We start from the raw sequence: 22,594 nt of genomic DNA on the forward strand, positions 1-22,594 counted from the left end.
AACCTTGTTATCCGCTGCTAAAATAAAAGATTCTTTCCCGAAAAAATTTTTCCCAGATGCTCATAAGCCTTGGGTGTAGCTTCCCTGCCCCTTGAAGTACGCATAATAAAGCCCTGCTGAATCAAAAAAGGTTCATACACTTCTTCTAAAGTACCTTGTTCTTCGCCAACAGCCGTGGCGATGGTAGTAATACCTACAGGGCCGCCCTTAAATTTTTCAATAATAGTGGAAAGAATCCTGTTATCCATTTCATCAAGCCCATAGGTGTCAACATTTAGGGCTTTCAGTGCGTGCAGCGTTATGCCTTCATCTATAATGCCATCATTCAATACCTGCGCAAAATCTCTTACCCGCCTAAGCAAGCCATTGGCAATTCGCGGAGTTCCCCTGCTTCGCCCCGCAATTTCTTTTGCCGCTTCCTCAGATATACCTATCTGTAATATTCCTGCTGACCTGGTAATTATTTTTTTTAATATAGCAGCATCATAATATTCAAGCCTGGATTTAATGGCAAAACGGGAAAGAAGAGGTGCTGTTAGCAGCCCGCTCCTGGTGGTAGCGCCAATTAGCGTAAAAGGATTGAGGTTGATTTGTATACTACGGGCATTGGGTCCGGTATCAATCATTATGTCAATACGGTAATCTTCCATGGCAGAATAAAGATATTCCTCCACTACAGTGCTCAGGCGGTGTATTTCATCTATAAACAATACATCATTGGGTTGAAGATTGGTAAGCAAACCGGCGAGGTCGGCGGGCTTTTCAATTACAGGACCGGAAGTTTCTTTGATATGCACACCCAATTCATTGGCCACTATACGGCTTAATGTAGTTTTGCCCAGGCCCGGTGGTCCGTGAAAAAGGATATGATCCAGGGCTTCGCCTCTTATCCTTGCTGCTTTGATAAAAATTTTGATATTTTCAATAACCTTATCCTGACCGCTAAAGTCTGCAATTTCATTGGGACGTATATTGTTTTCAAATTCTTTTTCAACCGGACTCAGCGCTGCTTTATCAGTATTTAAATTAGGGTTTTGCATATTTCCATTTCAATTTGTTCAACTGCATGCTTTGCATAAACCGCTTACAACAACTTCTGTTTGGCGGGTTTTGTATCCGCGCGGTAATTTAATTTCCGGTACATGCACGTCTTCGAGACAGGTAGTAGTGCCGCAGTTGGTGCACATAAAATGTACATGATCATCATGGTGATGACCCTCTTCACAGTTGTCTTTACACAAAGCGTATTTAATAGAATTATCGGGCGTGGGAATGGTATGAATGATACCTTTTTCCATAAATGTTTGCAGGGTGCGGTATACCGTTACCCTGTCATATTTTTCTTCCGTTTTTGATTCTATATCGTGATGTGCCAATGCGCTGTCGCTTTGTAAAAAGAGTTCCAGTATTTTTCTTCTGCTGTCTGTTATACTTAACTGGTTCTTCTTTAATAAATCTGCAATATGCGGTTCCATATCTGTTTTGTTTAGAAGAATAGCATTAAAATGATATTATGCGGACTTTTGCTGAACCCGGCTACCGTGGATTCTCGTTTAATAAACCCTTAATATCAGTGATCAGTTTTTCAATTTCGTCTTTTTTCAGTCCATCATAAATTCCCCTCACCTGGCCGATCTTGTCAACTAGTGCAAAAAATTGTGTATGTATAAATTGTTCGTCAATATTGGTGGCATTGTTTTTGGGGTCGTCTAAAATATAACTTTCTCTTGCAGTTTTATATAAACTGTCTTTGCTTCCGGTTAAAAACCACCAACTTTTGATATCTGCTCCCAATGAATCGGCATACATTTTTAACCGCGCCACACTATCCGTTTCCGGATCAACAGTATGCGAAAGGATCAGGAAATCCTTTTCATTTTTAAACTGATCGAATACCCTTTTCATATTCCTGTTCATTTTAGGACAAATGCCTTCGCAGGTTGTAAAAAAGAATTCTGCTGCGTATACTTTGCCCGCTACATCTTTTCCTGTTATATGTTGGCCATCCTGTCTCTCGAACGAAAAAGGCTTAACGATATTTAAAACAGGCAAACGCGACTTTGAAGAATCTATAGTAGCGTATAAAAAAGCATAGAATCCGCCAAAAAGTAAAACAAAAAAGACCAGGTACAACCACGTTTTCCGCTTCATACGATAACAATTTTATACTTTGCAAAGTTACAACTGTAAGTGGTACGTTCCCTTCTTATAATAAAATGCCTGTACACCTGTTGCCGGTTTTGCTATAATTATTTAAATGCAACAAAGTTGCATAATTTTTATATATTTGCAGCCACTTTAACTACACGTATGTTCAGAATCAATTATGATGCCCTCGGTATTACTGCTTCTTTGGCCTGCGCCATTCATTGCGCCATATTACCTTTGATGCTCACCAGTTTACCCGTTTTTGGGATTAATATTATCCACAATTATTTCTTCGAATATTGTATGATAGGATTGGCCTTTGTTGTTGGCATGTATGCTTTATATCACGGTTATAAAAAGCACCATCATAAAACCCTGCCCGTAGTTTTTTTTAGCGCCGGGATTTCCTTTCTCCTGCTGAAAGAGCTGTTTCATAACTATCATATATGGCTCCTGATTCCTGCTGTTGGTTTGATTGTTGCCGCACATTACATTAATTATCGCTTATGCCGCAAAGCGGATCATTGTCACGCTAGTGACTGTACCCATACCTGATGAATGCTGCACTGCCGTAGCTATAATGTTTTTTAAGCGGGGGGCGGGTCTGGATTTTTTCCTTAATTTCATTTCCTTAAAACCATTCTTGCCATGACTACCCGAAGAACATTTATCAAACAAACCGGCTTATTCTCTGTTGCAGCTTTTGTAACCCCTTCCTCTTTTCTTAAAGTAAATAAAAAAATAGGAGTGCAACTTTATACGCTCCGGGGAGATATATCAAAAGATCCAAAATCTATCATTGAAAAAGTGGCCGCAATAGGTTATAAGGAAGTTGAATCTTTCGGCTATAATTCCGGGAAGTATTTTGGAATGTCGCCAAAGGAATTTTCCGCCTTGCTGAAAGCAAACGGGCTTGCTCATCCCAGCAGTCATTATATGCTGGCAAGCCTGTCCGGAAACTGGCAAAAAGCAATTGAAGATGCTGTAACTGCAGGGCAGAAATATATGGTGATAGCATATTTATTAGATACGGAGAGAAAATCAATGGATGATTATAAAAAAATTGCCGCTCAGTTTAATGTAGCTGCAGAAGCATGTAAAAAGGCGGGTATACAATTTGGTTATCATAATCACGATTTTGAATTCGTGGATATGAATGGTGAGCATGGCTTTGATATACTGTTAAAAGAAACCGATCCGAAGCTGGTAAAATTTGAGCTGGATCTGTATTGGGCCAGTTTTGCCGGGAAAGATCCCGTGGAAATGTTTAAGCAGCATCCCGGCCGCTTTCCGCTTTGGCACGTAAAAGATATGGACAACACCGGTAAAAAGTTTTTTACAGAAGTGGGGAATGGCGTTATAGACTTTAAGAAAATATTCGCTCATGCCAAAGAATCCGGAATGCAACATTATTTTGTGGAGCAGGATGAGTGCCCCGGCCCACCTTTAGAAAGCATCGAAAAAAGCTTTAAATACATCAGTAAAAACCTGGTTAGCTGATTCCCCCATTTTGTTTAATCAATTTTTCTTATAAACCAATACATATGTCCAGCAGAAGAAAATTTTTAACCAACGGTTCACGCATAGCCGCCGGCGGGCTTATATTATCTGCACTCTCTCCCAATGTGCTTGCATTTCATAAAAAAGGAGTAATGGCCGCCGACCAGGTTAACATTGGCGTAATAGGCATCAATGGTATGGGCTGGTCGGACCTGAAAGCTGCTTTAAAAGTGCCGGGTGTAAACCTCGTTGCATTGTGTGATGTAGATAAAAATGTGCTGGATAAACGTTTAAAAGAGCTGGCTGCACTGAATGTAGATGCCGCTAAAGTAAAAACCTACGGAGATTACCGCAAACTTTTGGAAAACAAGGATATTGATGCCGTAATTATAGGTACACCCGATCACTGGCATTGTTTACAAATGGTAGAAGCCTGCCAGTCCGGTAAACATGTATATGTTGAAAAACCAATCGGCAACTCTGTTACAGAATGCAATGTGATGGTGGCCGCACAAAAGAGATACGACAAGGTTGTTCAGGTAGGTCAGTGGCAAAGAAGCCAGCAGCATTTCAGGGATGCTATTGAATTTGTACATTCCGGGCAATTGGGTAATATACGAACGGCTAAAGTTTGGTGCTACCAGGGATGGATGAAGCCCGATATTGTTCGGCCCAATACTGCTCCGCCGGCAGGGGTGGATTATGCCGGATGGCTGGGCCCCGCACCTAAAAAACCATTCAATGCAAGCCGTTTTCATTTTAATTTTCGCTGGTTCTGGGACTATGCAGGAGGATTGATGACAGACTGGGGTGTACACCTCATAGATTATGCACTCTTTGGCATGAAGGCCGATGTGCCTAAAACGGTTATGGCTTTGGGAGGCAGGTTTGCTTATCCCGAATTGGCCGAAGAAACCCCCGATACACTTACCACATTGTATGAATTTGAAAATTTTAATATGGTTTGGGATCATGCTATGGGTATTGATAACGGGCAATATGGTCGCGACCACGGCATTGCCTTTGTAGGCAATAATGGTACCCTTGTATTAGACAGAGGAGGCTGGGAAGTAATGGAAGAAAAAAATTCGAAGAATAAAGTAAGTAAGCCGCATATCAATCCTTCCGAAAACGGGCTCGACAAACATATGCAGAATTTCATGTCAGTAATTCGTTCAGGGAAAATGGACGCGTTAACTGCCCCTATACAGGTAGGCGCAGATGTAGCAATTGTAGCTCAGATGGGTAATATCGCCTTTCGCAGCGGAAAACGTTTGGCCTGGGATAAAGCTGCGGGAAAATTTACAGATGATGCTGTAAATAAAGAATACCTGGCAAAGGCCTATCATAACGGGTATACCATTCCCCGGTTGTAAAATAACAAAAGGAGAACATATCGTTTTGTACAATGATTTGTTCTCCCTTTAAAAGATATTTCCCGTTGTGGTTAAACAGCCGGGGAAGATAACATCTTAGTAGCGACCGCCACCACCACGGTTACTGCCTGCAAATGAGCGCCTGTTACCGCCGTCATTGCTGTTGCTGCGTTCTTCACGCGGCTTGGCTTCTGTAACAGTGATAGGCCTGCCTTCAACAACACCTTTGTCTAATTCGCCGATAGCTTTTTTAGCTTCTTCGTCATTAGGCATTTCAACAAAGCCAAATCCACGGCTGCGGCCGGTAAATTTGTCGGTGATAACTCGGGCAGAAGATACTTCTCCATATTCTTCAAAAAAAGCTTTTAAGTCCTCGTCTACGACGTTGAAACTTAAATTGGAAACATAAATGTTCATACTAAGTGATTAAGTTTTACAAATGTAAATCTGAGAAAACAGGGAAGTAAAGACGACTGAACTATTAGCAGAAAATGCGTAGCAGATTGAATCATTTCATTACCGGAACTGTACAAACTCAAATTCGAGGCGCAAAGATAGGAGTTAGTTTTTATTTTTCAATAAATATTTTTTAAAATAACAATTGCAGGTAATTACCTTAGCCAATAAAAGGAATATGGCTCCAACAGTCATTTATTGTTATGATGCTTATTGCGGGTGGTGTTATGGTTTCAGCCCGGTCATCAGGAAAATGGAAGTGCAATATCAGGATAGTATTGGTTTCGAAGTGTTATCCGGTGGAATGATCCTTCCGGAAGAGCCCAGGCATATTGGCGTAATGGCAAATTATTTACTGAACACCTGTAAAACAGTGGAAGCACATACAGGTATCAAATTTGGAGAGGATTATTTATGGCATATTAATAATCCTGACAAAAGCGATTGGTTCCCCAGTTCTGAAAAGCCAGCTATCGCATTGTGTGTGATCAAGGACGAGCATCCCCGGCTTGCCGTTTCCTTCGCATCCGCCCTTCAGTATACCTTACATTTTGAAGGCAGGGATTTGTGTGACGATGAAGCATACCGCCATTTGCTGGATGATTATCAAATACCCGCGGAGCTCTTTTATAAAAAACTGCATAGCGCGGAGTACAGGGAAAAAGCATACTATGAATTTGCGCTGTGCAAACAACTTAAAGTATCCGGGTTCCCCGCTGTGTTTTTACAGATTACTGAAAAAAAGCTTTACGTTCTGGCCAATGGATATACTGATTATGTTACTTTAAAAACAAGGCTTGAAAATGTATTGAAGGAAAGCGGAATTTCCAATAATGCTCAATAAGAATGGCTTGTAAGCCAATGCTTTCCGTTAAAATCCTTATTTGCAGGGAGGTGCAACGTTATAAGGGCCTGAAATGTCAATAAGGTGTTTTTAATATTGGAATATAAGAGGTACTGTTTATGAAAAGACAATTATATATCCTCGCCTTTGTACTCTTTATTTTTAGTTGTAAAAAAGAGGGCGAAATTCACCATGATGTTTCAGGCGCGAAACTGCTATTTGTAAAGACCAAGGTTAGTGGGGGAGATATTATACAGGATGAAAACATTTACAACGAAAGCGGGAACATCAAAACCCGCATCAGCTATAAAGATTATACAGCAGGACTGATCTTCTCCAAAACGGCGTATACCTATGAAAGTGGTAAATTAATTCAATTGGATGAGCAGGTGGACCTCTCAGGCAGTACATTTTCCACCCAATACCAATACAGCCGTTCCAATTTTGAATATAACGGTAACCGAATTATACAAAGAAACCACTATCTGAAAATAGACGACGATTATGAACTGAGATCTTTTACCGTTTTTTCATATGATGATTTCGGGCACCCCGTTAAACAAACCCGGTATTCGGCAGATGGCGCGTTGTTTGGATATACGCTTTACACTTACGAAGGCAACAATGTAGTATTAAGTGAAGAATATTATAGAAACGAGTTCAACCCTGAACCGGTTCTTTCTTTTAAGCATAGTTATAGGTACGATAATAAAAATAATCCGTACAGGAAAGTCTATCATAGCATAGAAAATATTCCATTCTCTGTAAATGAGAATAATATAACTGAAACCACTTCTGTTAATTACAATAATTATCCTTCGTCAGCACAGGGTGTACGCAGCACCGCTCCAACCACCTATGTGTATAATAATTTGGGTTACCCTTCGCTGATGAATGAAAATGGCAATGAATTTATACTGGAGTACAAATAATTGCAGGGAAAGATATAAACTTGCCCAACCGCTTCCCCTGTTAATGAATATTTTCCTATAGGTTTGCCGCTCAAATAAACTTCCGGTATTTCCTTTTCCGAGCGGAAGGAATAAGCACTTCAATATACAGAACAGTGGATTGCTTGCGGGAATGAAGTTATACATTAATTAAAAGACGAGCGAGAATGGAAGAGAGCCGAACGCCACCAATTTCTGCAACAAAAATAATAGCTGCTTTTGCCGTTATTTATATTGTATGGGGATCCACCTATTTTTTTATTCGTATGGCCATACAGGACATGCCGGTAACAGTAATGGGAACGTTTCGTTTCCTTACTGCCGGCTTGCTTATGATAGGCTGGTGTTTGATCAATGGCGAGAAACTGTTTATATGGAAAGATATACTTTTTGCCTTTTTTATCGGGTTCCTTTTGCTCTTTATAGGCAATGGCGCAGTGGCATGGTCTGAGCAATTCTTAGCCAGTTCGGTAGTAGCCGTCTTTCTTGCGTCCGCTCCTGTTTGGTTTGTGCTGCTCGACTACGGCAAGTGGAAGGCGAACTTTACCAGTTCGAATATTATAGCGGGTTTGGTGACAGGGTTTATAGGTATCATTTTTTTGTTTAAAGAAAATATGGGTGATGCCTTGTCGGGGAATGGTGATAAATGGGAAGTAATTTCCATAGGTGTATTGGTTATTGGCTCCGTTGCGTGGGTTGCAGGTTCTTTATATTCCAAATATAAACCTGTTACATTTACAGGTACGGTTAATTCGGGCTGGCAAATGCTGGGGGCCGGATTAGCATATGCCATTACCGGCAGTTTACGGGGAGACTGGAATGATTTTAACTGGCACGGAGTTTCAACTTCGGCATGGCTGGCCGTTTTATATCTTATTACTATGGGCTCCTTACTGGGATACAGCGCTTATGTATGGTTGTTGAAAGTTCGGCCGGCCACACAGGTAAGCACACATGCTTACGTAAATCCTGTTGTAGCTGTATTGCTGGGTGTTTTTTTTGCCGGTGAAAAGATTTCCGCTCTTCAAATTACGGGGCTTGTTGTTATACTGGCAGGTGTATTGCTGGTAAACCTGGCCAAGTACCGGAAATAGCAATAAACCTGTTTCGTGCGGTTGTTTAACTGCACCGGGTGCCCGCATCATTTACAATATTACCAGTCTTTATCAGGCTGCCCGGGAACCGGGGCTTTTTGCATCATTTTATCGTGCAATTTTCTTTCCTGCTCTTCTAATGCTTTAAGCAATTGTTCTACCTGTTGCTTATTAAGTTTATTGGGTTTGGGTTTTGGCTGGTTCTCTCTTTGTTCTTTTTTCTCCTTTTGATTTTGCTGCTGCTGTTGCTGTTTCTGTTCATTTATTGCCCTTTGCAGATTTTCACGGGCAAGCGTATCGGAAGTGTTGATGCGCAGGGTTTGTTTATAAGCCGCTATACTTTCCTCCAGTTTTTTTTGTTGCGTTAGCGCCACTCCTTTATTATACAATAACTGCGATTGCAACTTTTTATCGGTTGTATGCCTGGCAGCCTTATCAAAAACAGTAGCTGCTTCTTCATACTTTTTATCTTTAAAGAGGGCATTGCCCATATTATAAGAAGCAATCACGTTGTTCGGATCTGTTTCTAATGCCTCCTTATAAGCCGTCACGGCTTTTTCATATTGTTGCAGGCGGTAAGCTTCGTTGCCCTTTCCAATCAGCCGGTTTATATCCTGTGAAAAAACCGGAACACCGAACAAAAGCATTATATATAACAGGCTCGGCTTCATGCTACGGGGTTTTCTTTTTTTCACTGATGAACAATTCTCCTGCAAGCCCGGCAAAAGCCAATACCAGGAACCACTGAAAAAAGCTGCGGTAATTCAGCAGGCTGTTATCTTGAATTGTTTTCTGCTCCATACCTGCAAACTGCTCTGTTATTTTATCCACTGCTGTTTCTATATCGTTTAATTGCTGATAGGTGCCACTCGCTTCATGTGCAATGTTTATCAATTCCTGTTCATTTAGCCTGGATATTACAATATTGCCATGCAGGTCGCGCTTGCTTTCGGCTGTAATGGGGTTCAAAATAGGAGATCCCTGGGCTGTGCCCACCCCTATTGTATTTATTACTACGCCATTTTGGGCCAACTGTTTTGCCATTTTAACAGCCTCTTCGTCATGGTCTTCGCCATCTGTTATCAATACCACCGCTTTATATTTTTTATCTTTTGCATTAAACCCGCTGTTGCATACTTTTAATGCATCACCAATAACCGTACCCTGGGTTGGTACTGCATCGGGGCCGGCATTGCTCACATACAATCCGGCAGCAGTATGGTCGGAGGTAAGTGGCATTTGCATGTATGCTCTCCCCGCAAAAATGACCAGCCCAACCCTGTCATTTTCCAGTTTATTCATCAGCTTACTTATAAACTGTTTGGACTTTTCCAAGCGGCTGGGTTTAATATCTTCGGCAAGCATGCTCCTGCTTACATCTAAGGCAATCATGATATCTATTCCCTGGCGGTTTATTTTTTCTACCTGGGTTGCAGACTGGAGATTGGCTGCTGCAATAATAAGGCAGCCAAAGGACAGCAATACAACAACAAACCTGGTCAAATACCTGCGGGGAGAAAAACCATGAATGAGCTGTTTTACCAGCCTTTCATCACCAATTTTTTTTATTGTGGTTTTCTTCCAGCGGAGTACTGCCTTAAATAGCAGTATCAATACCGGAATCAGCAACAGCAATAACAAATGTTCGGTATGTTCAAAACGTATCAACGTAAAAAAATATTAGCTGTTAGCCCTGAGCCGTCAGCTTTCAGCTTAAACGTACTAATGATGGGCTGATAACTCATTGATTGACCTTCTCCTCTCTCACAATTCACTCTTCACCATTCACATCTCTCCTCTACATCTTTCCTTCAAAAAATCCCTTCTGCTTAAGTATGCCATTCAGAATATTCAGCCGGATTGCGGGAATATCAGCCTCAGGGTCCGCTGTTTCAATGTTCAGCACAAAAAAATAGGGGTGCCGGTTTTCCTCTATCCATCCCACTACCCATCCAATGGCGTGGTTTTCGCCGTTAAATCCCCATCCTGTTTTATAACTTATCGTATAGTTGCTGTTATCTTCCTGCAACATCATGTCTCTTACTGCTTTCTGTACTCCTTTTCTAAAAGGAAGTTGATCGAAATATAGTTTTTTAACCAATCCCATTTCTTCATCCGGAGATACCTGAAGCGAATTATCTAACCAGAAAGAATCAATAGCCGGGCCAATTTTCATATTGCCATATTTAAGGCTGTCTATCCATTTCTGCATCGTATCTCTTCCTATACGCCGCGCTATTTCCTGGAAATGCGGAACGGAAGAGTACCGGAATGCCTGTGCCAGGCTTAGATCCTGGTTCCAGTTGCTTACATTTCTTTGTACACCATCCCACTTTATGATGGTGCTGTCTGTTGTTATTACACCCGTTTGCAATGCAACCAGCGCGTTTACTATTTTAAATGTAGAGGCTGGCAATATACGTGTGGTATCTCTCTTAAGATTGTATATCACAAATTTTCCCCTGCCGTTGTCAAAAAGAGCGAAACTTCCATTCACCTTATTTTCATCGAAATATTTTTTAAATGAATTATCCTGTTCTACGTTATTCATCGAACAGGAGGATAGTAAAATAGCAACAATTGCTAAAACATGGAAAGCAGAATATTTTATTTTCATTTTAATTGTGAGAATGTTAATTGTAAAAGAAACAGCAAATCAAACACTTTATTTAATCACTCCAAGTTCTTTTCCTACTCTGGTAAAAGCATCAATAGCTTTATCCAAATGATGATGCTCATGTGCAGCGCTTAACTGTACACGTATACGTGCTTTATCTTTAGGCACAACCGGAAAGAAAAAACCTGTTACATAAATGCCTTCTTCCAGTATGCGCGATGCCATATTTTGTGCCAATACAGCGTCGTACAGCATAATAGGAACAATCGGATGATCGCCTGGCTTAATATCAAAACCTGCCGCTGTCATTTTGCTTCTAAAATATTTTGTATTCCATTCTAATTTATCCCTTAACTCGGTAGTTTCGCTAAGCATATCCAGTACGGCAATAGATCCTCCCACAATACTTGGCGCTACCGTATTGGAAAAAAGATAAGGACGTGAACGTTGCCTCAGCATATCAATTACTTCTTTTTTGCCACTGGTAAAACCACCCGAGGCCCCACCAAGGGCTTTACCCAGGGTACCGGTAATGATATCTACCTTGCCCATTACATTCCTGTATTCATGTGTGCCCCTGCCGGTTTTGCCCAAAAAGCCCGTGGAGTGACATTCATCTGTCATTACTGCCGCATCATATTTTTCTGCTAAAGCGCAAATGGTATCCAATTGGGCAATGGTGCCATCCATGCTAAATGATCCGTCGGTTACAATAATTCGGTTCCTGGCTGCCCGGGCATCTTTTAATTTTTCTTCCAGGTCGTTCATATTATTATGGTCGTACCGGAAGCGCTGAGCTTTACAAAGTCTTATACCATCAATAATAGAAGCATGATTTAACGCATCGGAAATAATCGCATCCCTGTCATCGAACAGGGGTTCAAATACACCACCATTGGCATCAAAAGCTGCAGCATACAATATTGTATCTTCTGTTTCCAGGAAAACTGAAAGTTTATGTTCCAGTTCTTTATGTATATCCTGTGTGCCGCAAATGAACCGAACGCTGCTTAAGCCATAACCCCTTTGATCAATATATTTTTTTGCAGCTTCTATAACTTTTGGGTGTGAGGATAACCCGAGATAATTATTGGCGCAAAAATTAATAACCTTTTTTTTCTCTTTTTTTCCCGGCACAGCTACCTCTATATCAGCGCCCTGGGGACTTTCTATAATGCGTTCAGTTTTATAAAGACCATTTTGGCGGATTTCTTCCACTTCGCTGCGGATGCGTTCGGTCAATTTCCTGTTCATGTGCAAATATTTAAGCTGCAAACCTACGTGCTTTTTAAAAATAATGAGTAATGTAACATTTTACAGCCTGCTTCGTTTTATAAGCCATTTTAACAGTAATTAACATCTGTGGTTTTGGATATACATAATTTGAAATTAATTTCGCAACGTTTAAAAAATGAAAAAAAATTTAAATAAAATTATTTTTATGGCTGCTTTACTGGTCAGCAGTGCTTTGGTGTTCAGCTATGCCAGTCATACCTACAATAAAACGATGGATGATATTGCCTGTTCGCAGGCGGACGAAGCAATACAGGAAGAAAAAACACCTCAATCTGATATTCCTTTTCTGGAATCTTTAACACGGCATTTCTTAGTTTTGCATCACTAAATAGATAAAGGGTATAGAGAAAATCTACACAAGATGCCCGGCGTTTTCTAATGCCGGGTCTTTTTTTATTCAGGTATCAGGACAGGCAACTATAAACTTCCAAAGCACAAACTCCAAACTTTCAAGCCCCAATGCTTTCATTGTTTAAATTGATTATTTTGCTTACTTTAATAAATTCAATTGATCAGCAATGACATTTATTCAACTGGAATATATAACAGCCTTAGATGCCTTCCGGCATTTCACCTTAGCCGCAGACCATTGTCATGTTACACAGCCTACCTTAAGCATGCAAATTCAAAAGCTGGAGGAAGAATTAGGGATTATCATTTTTGATCGCAGTAAACAGCCCGTTATCCCTACGGCTATGGGCATTGAAGTAATAACGCAGGCAAAAAACATTCTTATCCAGAAAGATGCGCTTCATGAATTGATTGAATATAAAAAAGGCACGCTTACCGGCGAACTGCGTATAGGCATTATTCCAACCCTGGCGCCTTATTTATTACCATTATTCATTCAGCAGTTTGCCCTGAAATACGCAAAAGTAAAAGTGATTGTAAGCGAAATGACAACGGACATCATTACGCATTCGCTAAAAGAGGGAGCAATAGATGCAGGTATCCTGGTAACACCTCTTCAGCAAAAAGGAATAAAAGAATACGTGTTGTTCTATGAAGAAATGCTGGCATACGTGTCAAAAAAAAATGCGCTTTATCAAAAGCATTATGTGCTGGCCCAGGATATTGATCCTAATAAATTATGGCTTTTGGAAGAGGGGCATTGTTTCCGGTCGCAAATAGAAAACCTTTGTGAATTAAGAAAGCAAAGTCGTGCGGGCAGCCATTTTGATTATGAAACCGGAAGTATAGAAACGCTCAGGCGAATGGTAGACCTGAATGATGGCATTACGATCATACCGGAGCTTGCCACACTGGATATGCCGGCAAAACAGTTACAGCTTATCCGCAAATTTAAAAATCCTGTGCCTGTACGTGAAGTAAGCCTTGTCGTGCAGCGCGATTTTGTTAAGAAGCGGTTAATAGATGCGCTGCGGGGATCTATTCTTGCTTCCGTGCCAGAAAAGATCAAAAAAAACAAGGGCTCAAATATTATTGCAATTTAAGCGATCTTCATTTTTTTATTGGTGAATGTTATTTAATAAGCTGTCTAAGGCGTTATGAAACTGCGGGTAATCATTAAGGTTATTGTGGCCGGCATTTTCAATTGTAATAAACCTGTCCTTTGGATGCATAGCTGCTGTTAACCGGTGTGCATTGCTGTACGGGATCACCTTATCTTCTGTGCCGTGGAAAATGGTAACGGGTGCATTAACAAGTCCGAGATATTTATACACCGGCAATTTGTATTTGAGCAGGGTACTTATGGGGTATATGGGTATATAATGCTGTACCAGTGAAGTCATACTATAATAAGGTGTTTCCAGTATAAGCTGCTTACAGCTTCTCCTGGCAGCCAGCCAGGAAGCAATGCCTGTTCCCAATGATTTTCCGTATAGTATAATGCTGTCTGCCGGAAATCTTGAACGTGCCATAATATATAACTGCATGGCATCATCGTAAAGTTTTTGTTCGGTGAGGTGGCCTGTACTTTTACCAAATCCGGGATAATCTATCATCCATACTTCGTATCTGTTTGCAGTAAAATTAGGAGCATAGGTGGCATACCAGCCAATATTTTTGCGGTTACCATGAAAATACAAGACTACCCCTTTGGGCAAACTGTCGCTGGTAAGAAATTGTACCACGTTCATATTGCTTGTTTCGTCTGCGGTCACATTAATTTCCCTGTTAGGAACAGGAAAATCATAGGGGCTGTTACGCTCTACTGCCACGGGATGAAACAGAAAGCGATCCTGCAGCAAATAAAGGGCTATGCCGCACAGCAGGTAAACCACCAGGGTAATATTCAACCATTGCAGCCATTTTTTCTTTTTGCGCCATTGCAACCTGTTCACCATACTAATATTTCAAAATGTCTCTTATAAAATTGTGGTATTCGGGAAACGAAGGTAAATTATTATGTCGGCCACCATTGATCCGCAGTAAGGTAATTTTGCCGGGATTGAGTTGTTGCAGTTTTTCGCTGTGGCGGATAGGTATGAGCCAGTCTTTTGTGCCATGAATAATATAGATGTGGCAGTTTCGCTGAGGATCTTTGCTTCACTGCGCCTTCCTGTGCTTTTGCCAAATCCCCGATAATCTACCAGCACCACATCATACCGGTACCTGTAAAAATCTTTGGCATATTTAACCCATCCTTTAATGCTTCTGCTGTTGCCGTGAAAATAGAGGATAAGTCCCAAAGGGTCCTTTACATAAAAATGCAGTCCGTTAATGCGCACTCCGGGTTGTATATCAAAAAACAATTCTTCAAAAGGGGCATCATAATTAAACTTAAAATCGGCGGGTAACCTTTCAGGCTTAAAAATAAACTTGTCCTGTATGAAATAAAGAACAATAGTTAATACGATAATTCCTCCAATGATATATAAAAGCGCAGCAGGCAATGCAACAGGTAGTTTTATTGCATGAAATTACGGAAACCGATAACAGCTTTCAGCCGTTAATCAGCGAATGTATACTATTCCTGATTTCGGATTTGTTGATTTCTGATTTTTAGTTTACCGTGTATTCCTTCGGATTTCGGATTTGAAATTTCGGGTTTGAAATTTCTTTGGTTCTTGTTTTTTGTGATTTGGTTCTTCTGCTACCGACCCCGCCTGGCGTTGTCATCATTGAACAATGCCAGTGGCTTAAATGCGTTTGACACGCAGATCAGTCGCTGTGTATTCTCTTAAGGTTCAGCTCAGACAACGGGGCCACAATAAGCGGGAACTTTTCTACGGTTACATAGCTGGCATCTAATCCAAATCCCCTTTCTTCGGATAAGCTTACTTCCTTAATCCAAAAGTATCCCCGCATGATAAGCGTTTCCCAGAAAGGCAGTTCGTTGTCCATGCTAAGGAATTTTTCCATTACAATAAACTGAAAATCGCCAACCACATTATTGCGTTGCAGGCTTTCGTAACGGCTGGTTATATTTACTTCCTTATTGGCTACCATATCTTCCACTACTTTCCTGAACATAAGATTGATGCGCGGTTCAACGCGAAAGCCCAGCCGAAATTCAACGCGGATTATCTCATTGGGTATAATGGTTTGCACTTCAAATTCGCAGGTATAGGGATTGTCTAAGGTATCTACATGCACGAACCAGTATATATCGGCCCGCTTGGGCTTCCTGTTTAAAATAGAATAGATGATTTTATGTTCAATTTCTTTGGGATTATTGGCGCTGGTAAGGTATACAAGGTGCGTGGCGTATTTGGTAACAGAAGTGTCGTTGCTGAGTTCCTGCAGCATGGGTATATAGTCTTCTAACCGTACAAATTCCACATAACGGTTCTTGATCTTCCGGCTTCTGAACCATATATACATGATCAGGAACATGAGTCCGCCAATGACTACTGTAATATAACCTCCATGAGTAAATTTTTGCAACAGGGCAAATAAATAGCCCCCTTCAATAATGGCATATCCTATCAGGAAGAGCCATATCCATGCAGATTTTACACGGTGGCTAACTAAGTAATTCGCAAACAGTATAGTGGTCATAAGCATAGTAATAATAATGGCCAAACCGTAAGCAGCTTCCATACGGGAAGAAGTTTGAAAATATAATACTACACCTGTACAACCTATGAATAACATGGTGTTGAGCCAGGGAATAAATAACTGACCCTTTTCTTCAGAAGGATAACGTATTTTTAAGCGGGGCCAAAGATTAAGACGCATAGCCTCACCTATAAGGGTAAATGAACCTGATATCATGGCCTGGCTCGCTATAATGGCCGCACCGGTTGCTATAATAACACCGGGAATGATAAACCAGTCGGGCATCAGGTCAAAAAACGGGTTAATAGACGAATGAATTGCCGCCGGCACATTCAGGTTATTTTTTAGCAAGCTGGCACCCTGCCCGAGATAATTTAAGAGCAAACAGGTTTTAACGAATATCCATGATATGCGGATATTTTCTCTTCCGCAGTGACCAAGGTCACTATATAATGCTTCAGCACCGGTGGTACATAAAAAAACGGCGCCTAAAATCCACAAGGCACCCGGATTAGAACTTAACAGCTTAACAGCATACCAGGGATTGAAAGCTTTAAAAATAGAGAGATCATCAAAAACATGCCACAGTCCGAGTACGGCCAGCATAGTAAACCACAGGCCCATTACAGGTCCAAAAAATTTCCCGATGGATGCTGTGCCGAATTGTTGCAGAAAAAAGAAGGCGGATAAAATAAATATAACAATATAGATAATGTACTGGCTGAGATTATGAAAAGCAGGAACTTTTTGCAAGCCTTCAATAGCGGAGGTGATCGTTATAGGAGGCGTTATCATTCCATCTGCAAGCAAGGCCGCGCCGCCAATCATGGCAGGCAGCACCAGCCATTTTTTTCGTCGGCGCACCAGGGCATACAAAGCAAATATGCCACCCTCCCCTTTATTATCGGCCTGCAATACAAGTACTACATATTTGATGGTAGTTTGAAGCGTAATCGTCCAGATAATACAGGACAGACTGCCTATTATCAGGTCTTCTGTAATGGCTCTGCCAGTAATAATGGCGTTAAAGACATATAAGGGAGACGTGCCAATATCGCCATAAATGATCCCAAGTGCAATAACTAGTCCGGCAACGGTAGCTTTATTGGTATGTTTGCCCACGGCTGAAATACAGTTAAGTTATATTCTAATGCTCTAAACCAAACGTCAAAGGTATAGGGTAAATTACAATCGTAAACAGAAAGTTCGCAGGATTTATATAACCCCGCAGGGGCTGGTGGAAAACAATATTTATAAGTTTGGTTAAAAATAATGCAGAGGTAGTATCCAATCGCCCAAAACCATCTAATTTGCAACCGGATGCTGTATATTTAAGAAAAAAAATGATAAAAATGGGGCATAAGAAAATTATCATATCAGCTTTAATGATGCTGGCATTGCCCATTTGGGTTTTGGCCCAGCGTATTCATTATTCAGACCCGGGAAGAGACGACTACCGCCAGGTGAATTTTGAGATCATTGGAAAAGTGAGCAGCAATATAGTAATCTATAAAAATTACAGGTCAAAAAATGATTTATCCATATTTGACAACGAAATGAAATTAAAGGATAAAATTAACCTTGATTTTTTGCCGGATAAACTCATTAATGTGGATTTCGTTCCTTACCCGGATTTTTTCTATATGATATACCAATATCAGAAAAGAAATATCGTGTACTGTAATGTGGTAAAAATGGATGCCGCAGGACAAAAACTGGTAGGCCCGGTAGAAATTGATACGACACAAATTGGCGGTGCAAGCGACAATAAAATTTATTCTACCATATACAGCGAAGACAAACAGCATATCATGGTGTTTAAAATCAATAAACGGAATGAACGGAATTACTTTTTTACCACGTTGCTCTACAATGACAAAATGGAGTTCAGGAAAAAAAGCAGGCTGCAGGTGACCATGTCAAAAAAAGACGCCGTATTCAGTGATTTTATAGTTGATAATGACGGCGATTTTGTTTTTACGCGTTGTAGCAGAAACGGCAGCCGTGACAATATTTCACGGATGGATCTGATGATAAAGCCCGCTATGGCAGATAGCTTTCGCGTGAATGATATTCCACTTACCAATAATTTCTTGGATGAAGTTAAAATCAAAGCCGATAACATCAACAAAACGTATCTTCTCAGTTCCTTATACTATAAACAACGCAGGGGAAATGTGGAAGGGTTATATATAGCTATATGGGATAAAGCACAAAACAGGGTAAAAGCAGAGAACTATACTATATTTAATGATGAATTGAAGGAAGATGCAAAGTCTGAAAATACTTCGGCAAAAACGGCTTTTAATGATTATTTCATACGGCAGGTTTTGCCCAAAAAAGACGGCGGATTTATGATTGTGGCAGAATTGTTTTTCACTTCTTCCCGTGGCAACAACTGGAACCGTTACGATTACCTGTATAGTCCGTACAGCATGTCCCCCTATTCATCATACAACAGCTACTGGAGCCCTTACGGTATGTATGGTAATCCCTGGAACAGATGGAATTATGGTTCAAGTACAAGATACTATAGTGAGAACATTGCACTTTTTTCATTTGATCCCAATGCAAGCATTGAATGGAGCAACATATTGCACAAGAGCCAGTTTGATGACAATTCTTCTGATGCCCTGTCTTATCTTATATACAATACCGGCGGGGAGATCAATTTCTTATATAACCAGCTCGAACGCCGGGTTAGGCTACTATCTGAGCAAAGTGTAACGCCTAACGGCAGCGTGAAACGTTCTCCAACGCTTAAAAATTTAGATAAGGATTTTGAATTTTTGCCCAAATATGGTAAGCAGGTAGGAGCCCGTCAGGTAGTGATGCCATGTATGTACAGGAATTATATTTGCTTTGCAAAAATTGATTTTTAAAAAAACATTCCTGTGACAGGCTCTTTTAAAACCAATACGCCGGTTAATATACTTTTATTGCTGGCATATGCATTTGTTCTGAAATGGTATTCTTTTCTGCATCCTCATATTCCGCTGACGCAGGCAACAGATGGATTTTTATACCTTAAATTTTTGAATTTCCTGCTGCCTGCAGGCCAATCCGTGCCTGTTGTTTATCCTTTTATTGTACTGGCATTAACTTTAACACAGGCCATTACATTTAATAACCTGATCAACAATGAGAAACTGCTGCCAAAGCCGAATTATTTGCCGGCTATGGCCTATATTCTTATTACTTCTCTTTTCCCCGAATGGTGGCAGTTATCCTCTACGCTTATCATTAACAGTTTGCTTGTTTGGGTATGGGCCATGCTGAGCAGGTTGTTTAATCATCCCCGGCCCAAGGCCCAGGTATTTAATGCAGGTATGCTGGTGGGATTAGCTTCTTTCCTGTATTTTCCCGCCATTGGGTTTTCTATGCTTATATTTTTTGCATTAATTACTCTAAGGCCTTTTTACCTGAGTGAATGGCTGGTGGCTATACTGGGTATTCTTACTCCTTATTATTTCTTGTTCGCTTTTCTTTTTTTGGGTAACACCTGGAATCCGCTTACCTACCTGCCTTCTATTTCTGTTAGCTTTCCAAAGTTTCTGCAGGACGTATGGGCCTGGGGTGGCATCATTCTTCTTATCGTTCCTTTTTTGGTCAGTGGTTTTTATATCCAGGGTAATATCTTACGCATGCTCATACAGGTACGCAAAAGCTGGAGCCTTATGCTGATCTACCTGCTTATTACATTGCTCATTCCGTTCATCAATTTTTCCTCTACTTTCGAATACTGGATTTTATGCGCCCTGCCTTTTGCAGCTTTTCATGGGTATACTTTTTTTTATGCACAAAAGAAATGGCTTCCGGCGGCGTTGCATTGGGTAATGGTTGTTTTTATTCTGGCATTAAATATATGGGTAAGCGTATTCAGGGCTTAAGGATTATTCGGTGCAGTGAGTATTATACATGTAAAACGCTCTCTTTCCCGGGCATCACCTCATATTTGCAATTACCAATCTCTATTTTTTTAACTCCTGATAAAATAATACAATGAGCGGAAAACTTAAGTCCCTTAAAAATTCCTCAAGACGAAAATTCATTAAAAACAGTTCCATTGCTGCCGCAGGTTTTTTTATTGTACCCCGCCATGTATTAGGTAAAGGGCATATAGCGCCGAGCGATAAGTTAAACATAGCAGGTATTGGAGCGGGAGGCAAAGGAAAGGGTGATCTTTCGGCATTTGCCAAAAGCCCCAATGTAAATATTGTTGCTTTGGTAGATGTGGATGACCGCCAGGCGGTGGAGTCAAGAAAAAATTTTCCCAAAGCCAAATATTATAAAGACTTCAGGGAGATGCTGGCAAAAGAAAAGAACAATATAGATGCCTGTTCTATCTCCACGCCTGATCACACCCACGCGGTTGCAACTTTAGCGGCTATGCATTTGGGTAAGCATGTGTACACGCAAAAGCCCCTGACGCACGATATTTATGAGGCCCGTATACTGGCGCAGGCGGCAAAAAAATATAAAGTGATTACTCAAATGGGTAACCAGGGCGGATCGGGGAATGGGGTGCGCAGGATGCAGGAGATATACGATACCGGCATCATCGGGCACGTAGATAAAGTGCTGGCCTGGACTAACCGTCCCGTATGGCCGCAGGCTATACCGGATCCGGGCACTTATAAAATTCCGAAAGAGCTCGACTTTGATCTCTGGCTGGGCACCGCCCCCAAAGTTGATTATAAACCCAACTATTTGCCCTGGAACTGGAGAGGCTGGTGGCCTTATGGTACGGGGGCTTTGGGTGATATGGCATGCCATATACTGGATCCTGTTTTCCGGATACTGCCTATTGATTATCCTACTTCGGTGGAATGCAGTGTAGCAGGTACCTGGACGTTTATTCTGAAAGAGAATGACCATAACCCCGACTGGACTCCTTTTTCTACCAACATTCATTTAAACTATCCCCGTAAAGATGGGAAAGGTGATATTAAAGTAAGCTGGTATGATGGTGGCGTAATGCCCGAAGTTCCGGAAGAGCTGTTGCAGGGTGAAGCCTTTGGTAATTCTGATGGCGGCGTAATGTTTATTGGCAGCAAAGGCAAGTTGCTGGCTGATTGCTATGGCGCTAATCCTCGGCTTTTACCCCTTAAAGAAAATGCATTGCTCAGTATTCCCGAAACGATCGTTAGGGTTCCTGATGAAGATCATTACCTGCAATGGGTAAACGCCTGTATTGCCGGATATGGCAATGCGCAAACCAGTTCGCCATTCGAATACGCCGGTCCGTTTACCGAAAGCATATTGATTGGCAATGTAGCCATACGCAGTTGGATGCTTAGAGATAATCCGGGAGGCAGGCGAACTGCTGACAAATACAATGGACGTAAAAAACTGTTGTGGGATGCAGCCAGTATGAAGGTTACCAACTACGACCTGGCCAACCAGTTTGTAAAACGCGAATACCGTGAAGGCTGGGATCTTACTTTATAAATAAATCCCCGTTATACCCCGTTTTTTTAAATGGTCAACCCTGGATTTTTAATACTTCCGGGTTTGACCTGTTTATACCCGATTTTAAAAGTATCCGATGGGTTTACCCTGGATATTAAACCCAAATTACATTATACACCAGCCACTCTTTTTTTGTATTCTGCCAATGCTTCCTCAAGCCTTTGTTTGGCTGTAGTATCACCGGGTACATTATGTGAAGGATGAATATGGAGTTTTACACCTCTTTCGGCCAGGATCTCGGCCACAGTAGTAACGGTCATCCATACGCAGGTTACAAAAGCCATGGTTGAAACAGGGCCTATTTTATCCTGGTGATTTTTTAAGGGTACGCTGGCATCGCCGGCAGGTGCGCAGGTGTCCACTACCAGGTCGGCAATTTCAAAAATATTTTTGCCGCTCGAATGACGGGTTTGCTTTCCTTTGGCCTCGGCAGCAGATCCAAATGCAATAACTTTCATGCCTTGTTTTCTGGCTTCTAAGGCCACATCAATATTTACATTATTTATGCCGGAATGAGAGAACAGCCACATGGTATCGCGTTTATCAAATGTATGGCCCTTCATGATCTCTATACCATAGCCTTCTACTCTTTCTAAAAACACAAACTGGTGCACACCCATTTGCCCGGTAATATTGGTAAAGAAAGTAAGGGGCAGCTCAACAATAGGGTGAAAGCCCACAAATCCGCCAATTCGCGGGTACATCTCTTCAATAGGCAAAGTGGCGTGCCCGCACCCAAATGTATGCACCCACCGGCCACATTCAATGCTGTCGGCCATTATTGCTGCGGCCTTTTTTATGTTTTCCAATTGGGTATTTTCAATTTGCGACATAATATCCCTGGCGTTTTTCAGCCATTCCAATGCTAACATGAG

At 41.2% G+C, this 22,594-nt stretch carries 23 protein-coding genes; 11 read left to right on the top strand and 12 right to left on the bottom strand.

Annotated elements, in window-relative coordinates:
* Positions 1-17: 17 nt before the first annotated feature.
* The 3 genes from ruvB to FRX45_RS07105 form a co-directional block, all read right to left on the bottom strand.
* Complete coding sequence (ruvB, locus tag FRX45_RS07095) at positions 18-1,040, bottom strand: Holliday junction branch migration DNA helicase RuvB (RefSeq protein ID WP_152267712.1); 1,023 nt, start codon at positions 1,038-1,040, stop codon at positions 18-20.
* A gap of 18 nt (positions 1,041-1,058) precedes the next feature.
* Positions 1,059-1,475, bottom strand: a complete 417-nt coding sequence (locus tag FRX45_RS07100) for a Fur family transcriptional regulator (protein WP_152267713.1) — start codon at positions 1,473-1,475, stop codon at positions 1,059-1,061.
* A 61-nt stretch (positions 1,476-1,536) separates the two neighbouring features.
* Complete coding sequence (locus FRX45_RS07105) at positions 1,537-2,151, bottom strand: SCO family protein (RefSeq protein WP_152267714.1); 615 nt, start codon at positions 2,149-2,151, stop codon at positions 1,537-1,539.
* Between the two features lie 159 nt (positions 2,152-2,310).
* Between FRX45_RS07105 and FRX45_RS07110 the strand changes: the two genes are divergently transcribed.
* From FRX45_RS07110 to FRX45_RS07120, 3 genes are all read left to right on the top strand, one after another.
* Complete coding sequence (locus tag FRX45_RS07110; protein ID WP_152267715.1) at positions 2,311-2,703, top strand: MerC domain-containing protein; 393 nt, start codon at positions 2,311-2,313, stop codon at positions 2,701-2,703.
* A 93-nt stretch (positions 2,704-2,796) separates the two neighbouring features.
* Positions 2,797-3,648 carry a sugar phosphate isomerase/epimerase family protein gene (locus FRX45_RS07115; RefSeq protein WP_152267716.1) on the top strand — a complete coding sequence of 284 codons (852 nt, stop codon included), beginning with the start codon at positions 2,797-2,799 and terminating at the stop codon, positions 3,646-3,648.
* A gap of 44 nt (positions 3,649-3,692) precedes the next feature.
* Positions 3,693-5,024 carry a Gfo/Idh/MocA family protein gene (locus tag FRX45_RS07120; protein WP_152267717.1) on the top strand — a complete coding sequence of 444 codons (1,332 nt, stop codon included), beginning with the start codon at positions 3,693-3,695 and terminating at the stop codon, positions 5,022-5,024.
* Between the two features lie 96 nt (positions 5,025-5,120).
* Here the strand turns inward: FRX45_RS07120 and FRX45_RS07125 are convergent, their stop codons facing one another.
* Positions 5,121-5,441 carry an RNA recognition motif domain-containing protein gene (locus tag FRX45_RS07125; RefSeq protein WP_152267718.1) on the bottom strand — a complete coding sequence of 107 codons (321 nt, stop codon included), beginning with the start codon at positions 5,439-5,441 and terminating at the stop codon, positions 5,121-5,123.
* A gap of 217 nt (positions 5,442-5,658) precedes the next feature.
* On the opposite strand from FRX45_RS07125, the gene FRX45_RS07130 reads away from it, so the two are divergent.
* From FRX45_RS07130 to FRX45_RS07140, 3 genes are all read left to right on the top strand, one after another.
* Positions 5,659-6,324 (top strand): DsbA family protein, encoded by a 666-nt coding sequence (locus tag FRX45_RS07130; protein ID WP_152267719.1) that lies wholly within the window; start codon positions 5,659-5,661, stop codon positions 6,322-6,324.
* A 119-nt stretch (positions 6,325-6,443) separates the two neighbouring features.
* Entirely contained in the window at positions 6,444-7,256 is an 813-nt protein-coding gene (locus tag FRX45_RS07135; protein ID WP_152267720.1) for a hypothetical protein, read from the top strand.
* Between the two features lie 185 nt (positions 7,257-7,441).
* Entirely contained in the window at positions 7,442-8,368 is a 927-nt protein-coding gene (locus FRX45_RS07140; RefSeq protein WP_152267721.1) for an EamA family transporter, read from the top strand.
* 59 nt (positions 8,369-8,427) lie between these two features.
* On the opposite strand, the gene FRX45_RS07145 is transcribed toward FRX45_RS07140, so the two are convergent.
* The 4 genes from FRX45_RS07145 to kbl all read right to left on the bottom strand — a co-directional run bounded on the left by FRX45_RS07145 (position 8,428) and on the right by kbl (position 12,239).
* On the bottom strand, positions 8,428-9,039 hold the full coding sequence (locus tag FRX45_RS07145) for a tetratricopeptide repeat protein (protein ID WP_152267722.1): 612 nt from the start codon (positions 9,037-9,039) through the stop codon (positions 8,428-8,430).
* A gap of 1 nt (position 9,040) precedes the next feature.
* Positions 9,041-10,036, bottom strand: coding sequence for a VWA domain-containing protein (locus FRX45_RS07150; RefSeq protein WP_152267723.1), 996 nt, complete (start codon positions 10,034-10,036; stop codon positions 9,041-9,043).
* A gap of 130 nt (positions 10,037-10,166) precedes the next feature.
* Positions 10,167-10,985 carry a class D beta-lactamase gene (blaOXA, locus tag FRX45_RS07155; protein ID WP_152267724.1) on the bottom strand — a complete coding sequence of 273 codons (819 nt, stop codon included), beginning with the start codon at positions 10,983-10,985 and terminating at the stop codon, positions 10,167-10,169.
* 48 nt (positions 10,986-11,033) lie between these two features.
* Positions 11,034-12,239 (bottom strand): glycine C-acetyltransferase, encoded by a 1,206-nt coding sequence (gene kbl, locus FRX45_RS07160; RefSeq protein WP_152267725.1) that lies wholly within the window; start codon positions 12,237-12,239, stop codon positions 11,034-11,036.
* Between the two features lie 157 nt (positions 12,240-12,396).
* On the opposite strand from kbl, the gene FRX45_RS07165 reads away from it, so the two are divergent.
* Both FRX45_RS07165 and FRX45_RS07170 read left to right on the top strand, forming a co-directional pair.
* On the top strand, positions 12,397-12,609 hold the full coding sequence (locus tag FRX45_RS07165) for a hypothetical protein (protein WP_152267726.1): 213 nt from the start codon (positions 12,397-12,399) through the stop codon (positions 12,607-12,609).
* A 190-nt stretch (positions 12,610-12,799) separates the two neighbouring features.
* Entirely contained in the window at positions 12,800-13,735 is a 936-nt protein-coding gene (locus tag FRX45_RS07170) for a hydrogen peroxide-inducible genes activator (RefSeq protein ID WP_152267727.1), read from the top strand.
* A 15-nt stretch (positions 13,736-13,750) separates the two neighbouring features.
* Here FRX45_RS07170 and FRX45_RS07175 read toward each other — a convergent pair whose 3' ends face one another.
* The 3 genes from FRX45_RS07175 to FRX45_RS07185 form a co-directional block, all read right to left on the bottom strand.
* Entirely contained in the window at positions 13,751-14,590 is an 840-nt protein-coding gene (locus tag FRX45_RS07175; RefSeq protein WP_152267728.1) for an alpha/beta hydrolase, read from the bottom strand.
* A gap of 21 nt (positions 14,591-14,611) precedes the next feature.
* Positions 14,612-15,139, bottom strand: coding sequence for an alpha/beta hydrolase (locus tag FRX45_RS07180; protein ID WP_226805057.1), 528 nt, complete (start codon positions 15,137-15,139; stop codon positions 14,612-14,614).
* A gap of 268 nt (positions 15,140-15,407) precedes the next feature.
* Positions 15,408-17,369, bottom strand: coding sequence for a KUP/HAK/KT family potassium transporter (locus FRX45_RS07185; RefSeq protein ID WP_152267729.1), 1,962 nt, complete (start codon positions 17,367-17,369; stop codon positions 15,408-15,410).
* 230 nt (positions 17,370-17,599) lie between these two features.
* On the opposite strand from FRX45_RS07185, the gene FRX45_RS07190 reads away from it, so the two are divergent.
* From FRX45_RS07190 to FRX45_RS07200, 3 genes are all read left to right on the top strand, one after another.
* The gene (locus FRX45_RS07190; RefSeq protein ID WP_152267730.1) at positions 17,600-19,129 is read left to right on the top strand and encodes a hypothetical protein; all 1,530 of its coding nucleotides are present in this window, start codon (positions 17,600-17,602) and stop codon (positions 19,127-19,129) included.
* A gap of 12 nt (positions 19,130-19,141) precedes the next feature.
* Positions 19,142-20,137 (top strand): hypothetical protein, encoded by a 996-nt coding sequence (locus tag FRX45_RS07195; protein ID WP_152267731.1) that lies wholly within the window; start codon positions 19,142-19,144, stop codon positions 20,135-20,137.
* A gap of 112 nt (positions 20,138-20,249) precedes the next feature.
* Positions 20,250-21,698 carry a Gfo/Idh/MocA family protein gene (locus FRX45_RS07200; protein WP_152267732.1) on the top strand — a complete coding sequence of 483 codons (1,449 nt, stop codon included), beginning with the start codon at positions 20,250-20,252 and terminating at the stop codon, positions 21,696-21,698.
* 131 nt (positions 21,699-21,829) lie between these two features.
* On the opposite strand, the gene FRX45_RS07205 is transcribed toward FRX45_RS07200, so the two are convergent.
* Complete coding sequence (locus tag FRX45_RS07205; RefSeq protein WP_152267733.1) at positions 21,830-22,591, bottom strand: sugar isomerase domain-containing protein; 762 nt, start codon at positions 22,589-22,591, stop codon at positions 21,830-21,832.
* Positions 22,592-22,594: the final 3 nt, after the last annotated feature.

Origin of the sequence: Agriterribacter humi, assembly GCF_009192765.1 — a bacterium.
Lineage (GTDB): Bacteria > Bacteroidota > Bacteroidia > Chitinophagales > Chitinophagaceae > Agriterribacter > Agriterribacter humi.